Genomic DNA, 6,051 nt, shown 5'->3' on the forward strand with positions numbered 1-6,051 from the left:
CAACTTGCTTTTCAAACTTGCTTTCCACAACTATTACTGTCGTTAATTTTACTCTACTTTGAACGAATGCGAAATTTCATACTTAGTTGTGGAATTGACATTCAAATTTCCCGGTGCAAGATATGAGGCAAGCAACAGTTGAAAACGGGAGGAATCAGTTAATGCAAGTTTTCTCAGGGCTGTTTCTAGCCCTTTTAAATAAGGTATTTCTGGACTTTGAGGGTTTTCAGCTTGCAGTTTTTTCAGTCGTTTGGAAACAGTACTAGCGCAAGATTCTGGGCTAGAAAGAAACTGTTTGTAGAGTCCATATTGAATTAAACGCTGATTTCTCCACTCTGAATACTCCTCCTTTTGGGTCTGGATTGCTTGCCGCAGTTCGCCCAAAATTCTGTATGCAGTTTCTTCTGCACTTGTCGCCTCCGCCGTAGTTTCTTGAAGGGGTACAACAAACCGTTCAGTAAGTTGCAGCCCAACTTGATGACGCACATCTTCTTTAAAGCGCATCAAATAGAAGCCACGGATATCATCTGCATCATACTCTCGATAACGCGGGTCAGGGATTGCTGATGGATCTAGTAAGGAAATTAAACGCCCAAAAGTTTCTCTTTTGCCATTATGAGGTGTTGCTGTCGTCAGCAACATACTATCTGTGCGCCTTGACAGCAACCGCGCTAGCCTATGGGCTTGATGATTCTCAGGAATACTAGCCCCAGCAACGTTGTGCGCTTCATCAATCACCACCACATCCCAGCGAGTGTCTTCCAAGAAATGGCGATAGCGTCCAACATCCTTGAGTGTGTCAATGCTGATAATGACTCGATGATAAACCTCAAAGGGGTTCTTATTTGTGGGAATCTGTAACCTTAATTTAGCAATGCCTTGAGAGTCTAACCTTACCAGAGGAATACTGAAACGGTTCCAAAGTTCTGCTTGAAACTGTGTCAGCATGGATTTTTTAGTTAACACTAAAATCCGATTTGCCCGTCCCCGACGGATTAACTCTGTCAGGATCATGCCAACCTGTATAGTCTTTCCCAGCCCAACAGCGTCAGCCAGTAGCAATCTAGGTCGAAGTTGTTCTAGCGATCGCTTGACTGCGATAATCTGAAATGGCATTGGGTCAAATGCACCTAACCCCTCCAGATCAGCTTCTTCCCCCGCCGCAGGCATCTGCCGCAATTGCGCTTCTAGGAACAATTTGGAGCGACGAAAACCATTTGAATTATCGGCAATTAGTCTAGTCTTGCGTGGATCTACTGACTCAATTCGGTCTAGCTGAGTCAAGAAAATCGCTTGATATCCTCGAACCAGTTCATCAACTCCAACTACTTGCACTGCATGTTGTGTACCTGCATCGTTAGAGGCATTTATACGCTGTACAAGCCATTCAGCATCACGACATAAAACCCGCATTCCAGGAGCCAAGGGCAGAATATTGGGCATTAATAATAAATAATATAAGTAATAGGTTGTATCTGTAATAACCCACTACTAACTAACGGTCAATGCTGGATTTACCGAGAAACCAATGGACAAACCAGCAAAATGTGACTTTAAGAAGATTTTGGACAGCTTTTGTCAGGAGAAGTTGGACAAGTTGTAAGCTGAAATACCTAAAACTTCGTTAAGGAATTAATCAAGCGATCGCTTTTTTGGATAAAGAAAATGGACATAGTAACAAAAATGGGAGAAGAAGATGGACGCAAATCCATATAAAGACTACTCTTAGCCAACTTTTCCTTTTAACTGGGATAACTTACTAGCATTACGTAGCTTGCCGCCGTTCGCGTAGCGTCTCGTAGAGAAGGCATCGCTTGCTGCCTTCAGCATCGCTAGCGAGCAAAACCTTTATCTTGTATAGAGAAAGAGAGTTTGAGCAGTTTAGCTTTCCTTTATGTTATTTTTTGGACATTTTTGTCAGGTAAACTTGGACATTCTGTCCAAAATCTTCTTCAAGTCACACAAAACACACCATAAATTTTGCTGCGATCACATTAAGTGAAGTGTTTAACCGCGCTATGTAATTTAAATTAAGCCAAAACATTTAACCATAATAAATTATTAATCAAACTCTTATTTCTAGCTCTAGCAAGCTCAACAATTTCTCCTCCAACGCCGTCAAATAAGCCCGATTCAGCTTCCCCAGCGACTCCAAAAACCTCTGCACCGATTCCTCCAGGCCCCTCGAATACACCCGTGTAATGCGATCGCAAATCACCTGCATCTGTTGACACTCCTGGGGCAGATAGTTAAAGGACTTCAGATGCTGCAAGCCAATGGTGTACTCTCCATCCCAGACTCTCACAGTGCAACTAAATTCGTTCACTGCGCTGACAATCCCCCAACACCCACCCTTGCGCCTGAGTTCAGGATTGTCTTTAACAAGGATTTGGCACACTTCGCCGATTTGGTAGGTATTGGGTACTTTCGTCCTTTCCATGATGCGCTGCACAACATCTTTGACGATTCTACCAGTTGGCACTTTCCCGCCAGCAAGTTTTACTGCTCTTAGCCATACTTCTTGCTGTTGTTGGGGTTCAAGCTTTGTCATGGGTCGAACTTGGCCCTCTGCTGTTGGCAATTTGTGATCAATTTGATCACAAATTTCAACCAAGTTATCAAAAATAACAGCCGCATCCATTAAAAGATAAGACTGGCGACGGCTATGACCAAAGCGATCGCGGCAATATTCTTCAAACGTTTTATGCGTCGAACGGTATAGCCTCCTGTCCCTCAATTCTGCCAGCGCCTTTCCCGCCTCAAAGACTGCTCTTTCCACACGTCGCTCTAGGTGAAGGCGATCGCGTTGTTCTTCTGAGCTTAACTCTTCAACCTCAACAGCGCTAACCGTAATTGTGGCTGAACCGGGATTTTCTTGAAGGGAGATGTCCTCAAGGTCTTGATCATCTGTTGGTGTGTTGTCCCTGAATGTGGCAGAGGTGGCTTTTTTGCGTCGAGAGAGTGGTTTATTCACAAGTCCACTTTTTCTAACTCAGTGGTATTTGCTCAGAGTTGATTACAAATAAATTTTGGCTGTAGTGGTCAACTGCGATTGTGTAACACAATTGTCTTTGATTAGCGCTTCAACTGTCCCCGTATCTACCCACTTAAAGTTATAGTAAGCAGCCGATAAGTGGCTAGACAGGAAAGAGAAAAGATAGATGCGATCGCTGCTATAGCATAAAGGATGAAAAAGAAAGCAAGTTGATAGTTTGACCAGTGAGCATTTTTGTTTACTGGTTAAACAATTGTGCAAGCTCTTCAATTGATAGTCGGGTGATTTGACATAATTTTGCTGTTTGCATAGGAGTAAGTCGTGGCAAATTAACTCCTCGCTCCCAGTTAGAAACAGTTTGATCTGTCACTCCCACCACTTCCGCAATTTGCCTCTGGGTTAATCCCAGAGACTCTCTTAACTTCATAAATGGATGCTCCGAACTCATCTATACAAAATTCTACTACAAAAAGAAACTACAAATCAACTTGACAACTACAAATCAACTTGATTTAATAGAAATAGAGAAAGCGCCTGGACTGGTAATCTGAAGCGCTTCTCTAGTCCTATTGAAGAACCTACTAATTATGACTCACGCCATTTACACTTATCAACAGCTACAACACAAATCCATAGCACGCCTGAAACAAATCTACAGCGAAATCGCCTGTACAGTTGAAGTTGCGGACAAACGCTGCAAAGATTCTTGGATTACTGCAATCATAGCTCACCAATCCACCCACCCTGAGCAATTTATCTCCCCTGCCTCAATACCACTGACACCCATCGAAATCAGCTTTTACGATCACGAATACTACGCTGGGGATAAGTTGATCGCCGCAATCACCTATGACAACGACCTAACCCAACCTTGGGTAGTAATGGTGAACAACAAGGAAATCCACCGTGCTGCGACTGTCATGCTTTGCCATCGTTACATCTGCTCACATTACAAAGACGGCACACTACCAGTACAAGAGCAAAACGCTACAGACACAAATGGTAATACTGAGAACGCAATCATGTGCCAAATTTTCAACGAGTGCCAGAAGTACGGCTTTGAAATAGTGGGCGATGGAATAAATGGAATAATCTACAACGACGAGGTGAAACTGGGCGAAGTAGGCTACACAGAAGGCTCTTGGTGGGTGGTACGCGCAGCCAATACTGAACGAGTCGCTTGCCAGTCTGCGCTTGAAGCAGTTTGGCGGTTAGCAGTTACACAAACCCAATTGTTAAACCGCCCATTTGAGATGTTAACCCCGATGGACGGCAGTAGTTACGGGAGTATAAACGAGCTTTTGAACTAACGCGTAACAAAGGGGGCGATGTCTGCGACGGGCTACGCCTACGCTGTTGTCAAGCGATCGCCAGCACATTCTCACCAATCATAAATCACTTATGCAACCAACAATCACGATACCCAAACATTGGGACTATCCGCGCTTTGCTTTGAATCAACGTACAAAACAGGGCATCATTCTGGGGCTTCACTACTACCCGAATGGTACAGAATTAGCTGAACAATTTGGTGCAGGTTGGCGCTATGCGCTGATGTTGCGGAAAAATTCTGATGAACTGTTTCACTTTGAAGAGAATCAAATCCACCCGCTTACACCATCAGAATTAGTCTCACAAATCACCGCAGAGATTGAGTTTTATCAGCACCAAATAGCAATTTTACAACAACAATTAAACGCAATAACTGGAGGTGCAAATAATGACTAATTCCGTCAGCGACAACTTTGACCGGAGAGCGAATCATCTGCTGCGTTTGATTCAACTTTGTGGGGGTTGCGTTCCATTACACTCTCTCCAATTCCAAGTTTCAAACTCAGTCATTCAAACACTGCTGGATAAAGAATTGGTGCAAGTGCAGAACACTGGATGCGGCTTTTTGTTGGAGATTGCCGAGGATTTTTAAGTTATTAATCCCAGAGGACACAATCATGAAACTTTACACCAGAACCATTCCACAGATTTTACCCGATTGGGCAACTATGGCCACACAGAGCGCAGGTTTATTTGAGGTTGAAATGTCTAACCCCAATCTCCACCAATTACTTGAAATTGCCCAAACCCTGATATCCCTTATTGCTACGCATCGAGACTACAAGCAATTGCTGGACGAGGGATATAGCCCTGATTTAAACATTGCCGATGCTCAAACTGCGCTGACTTATTTGCAATGGGAAATAGACCGAAATCGAGAACCTTCCGTTTAGTACAAAAACGCCTGAATCAAACACAGACTTCATTATTGTACACATCACTCTAACACAACCAATAAAACACAAACATGGAAACCATCACAATCAACAACAGCGTTTTTCTCATCCCCCCAAGCCAACCAAAACTGCAAGCCAACTGCGCTAAAGAATACGGGCAATTCCTTCTTGATTGCCCCCCAAAACTGACAATTCTTGAAGCACAAGCAGGTGGTTATCTCAAAGGGAATAAAGCTGACTTCGCAATCGCTATTTCTCGCCCCGACCGTATCTTCACTATTAACGAGAACTTTACCAATGAACCATTCACTGAACTGTGGGTGATTCCGGTTGCTGGCGATTTAAAAGATATGTTCAAGGGGCCAGCCTCTATGCTGCTTTGTTTTTTGATGCACCGTCGCAGTAAAGATAGTTTCGCTAATTTGTATAACCACTTCGCACATCGCGCTTTCCAGCAGTGGTGTGAAGAGGGAATGCCAGGAGATGCGAAAGAGTTTTGTTACGGCGCGATCGCTAGCGTACTGAAAAACTACATCTTTTGTGCAGAGTTCCAGAAAGTGGAAGGAGCGCTTGGAACGTATTGGTTCATTCAGTGGAGCTATCGCAATCCTCAATCTGATTTTGAAAAGGACGCACTCTTAGCGGCAGAAATGATTCGCTCTGGTGCGGAATCTGGCGCAACTTTGCACTGGGTAACAAATGAAACTTACGAGCGCTGGGCATCGAATGCTGTTACCACACCAGCATTACCCCCAGTTTCGGAAATAGAAGCACGGGCATCATTGCAACCACAGATAAGCCAAGTTTTACCACAAGGTAAGAAGCGGT

8 protein-coding genes are annotated in these 6,051 nt (G+C 43.9%); 5 read left to right on the plus strand and 3 right to left on the minus strand.

The genetic code is table 11. The annotated features are described in order from the left end of the window. Window positions 1-48 precede the first annotated feature (48 nt). The 3 genes from LC605_RS30540 to LC605_RS30550 form a co-directional block, all read right to left on the minus strand. On the minus strand, window positions 49-1,443 hold the full coding sequence (locus LC605_RS30540; protein WP_229551167.1) for a DEAD/DEAH box helicase: 1,395 nt from the start codon (window positions 1,441-1,443) through the stop codon (window positions 49-51). A 622-nt stretch (window positions 1,444-2,065) separates the two neighbouring features. Beyond that, on the minus strand, window positions 2,066-2,974 hold the full coding sequence (locus tag LC605_RS30545) for a hypothetical protein (protein WP_229551168.1): 909 nt from the start codon (window positions 2,972-2,974) through the stop codon (window positions 2,066-2,068). Window positions 2,975-3,233: 259 nt separating this feature from the next. After that, window positions 3,234-3,422 (minus strand): helix-turn-helix transcriptional regulator, encoded by a 189-nt coding sequence (locus LC605_RS30550; RefSeq protein WP_228043115.1) that lies wholly within the window; start codon window positions 3,420-3,422, stop codon window positions 3,234-3,236. Window positions 3,423-3,582: 160 nt separating this feature from the next. On the opposite strand from LC605_RS30550, the gene LC605_RS30555 reads away from it, so the two are divergent. The 5 genes from LC605_RS30555 to LC605_RS30575 all read left to right on the plus strand — a co-directional run. After that, on the plus strand, window positions 3,583-4,305 hold the full coding sequence (locus tag LC605_RS30555; RefSeq protein WP_229551169.1) for a hypothetical protein: 723 nt from the start codon (window positions 3,583-3,585) through the stop codon (window positions 4,303-4,305). A gap of 91 nt (window positions 4,306-4,396) precedes the next feature. Continuing rightward, window positions 4,397-4,723: a hypothetical protein gene (locus tag LC605_RS30560; protein ID WP_229551170.1), complete on the plus strand. Its 327-nt coding sequence runs from the start codon at window positions 4,397-4,399 to the stop codon at window positions 4,721-4,723. Next, entirely contained in the window at window positions 4,716-4,919 is a 204-nt protein-coding gene (locus LC605_RS30565; protein ID WP_229551171.1) for a hypothetical protein, read from the plus strand. Before LC605_RS30560 ends, LC605_RS30565 begins: the two co-directional genes overlap by 8 nt. Before the next feature lie 25 nt (window positions 4,920-4,944). Then, the gene (locus tag LC605_RS30570) at window positions 4,945-5,220 is read left to right on the plus strand and encodes a hypothetical protein (RefSeq protein ID WP_229551172.1); all 276 of its coding nucleotides are present in this window, start codon (window positions 4,945-4,947) and stop codon (window positions 5,218-5,220) included. Between the two features lie 74 nt (window positions 5,221-5,294). Then, window positions 5,295-6,051, plus strand: a 757-nt coding sequence (locus LC605_RS30575; protein ID WP_229551173.1) for a hypothetical protein, incomplete at its 3' end; no start/stop codon positions are given.

It is taken from the genome of Nostoc sp. CHAB 5836 (assembly GCF_020829445.1).
In the GTDB taxonomy this organism is placed as follows: Bacteria; Cyanobacteriota; Cyanobacteriia; order Cyanobacteriales; family Nostocaceae; genus Nostoc.

Coding starts and splice junctions, on each gene's coding strand:
- LC605_RS30555 (WP_229551169.1), top strand. CDS start 3,583: ATGACTCACGCCATTTACACTTATCAACAGCTACAACACAAATCCATA.
- LC605_RS30540 (WP_229551167.1), bottom strand. CDS start 1,443: ATGCCCAATATTCTGCCCTTGGCTCCTGGAATGCGGGTTTTATGTCGT.
- LC605_RS30565 (WP_229551171.1), top strand. CDS start 4,716: ATGACTAATTCCGTCAGCGACAACTTTGACCGGAGAGCGAATCATCTG.
- LC605_RS30550 (WP_228043115.1), bottom strand. CDS start 3,422: ATGAAGTTAAGAGAGTCTCTGGGATTAACCCAGAGGCAAATTGCGGAA.
- LC605_RS30560 (WP_229551170.1), top strand. CDS start 4,397: ATGCAACCAACAATCACGATACCCAAACATTGGGACTATCCGCGCTTT.
- LC605_RS30570 (WP_229551172.1), top strand. CDS start 4,945: ATGAAACTTTACACCAGAACCATTCCACAGATTTTACCCGATTGGGCA.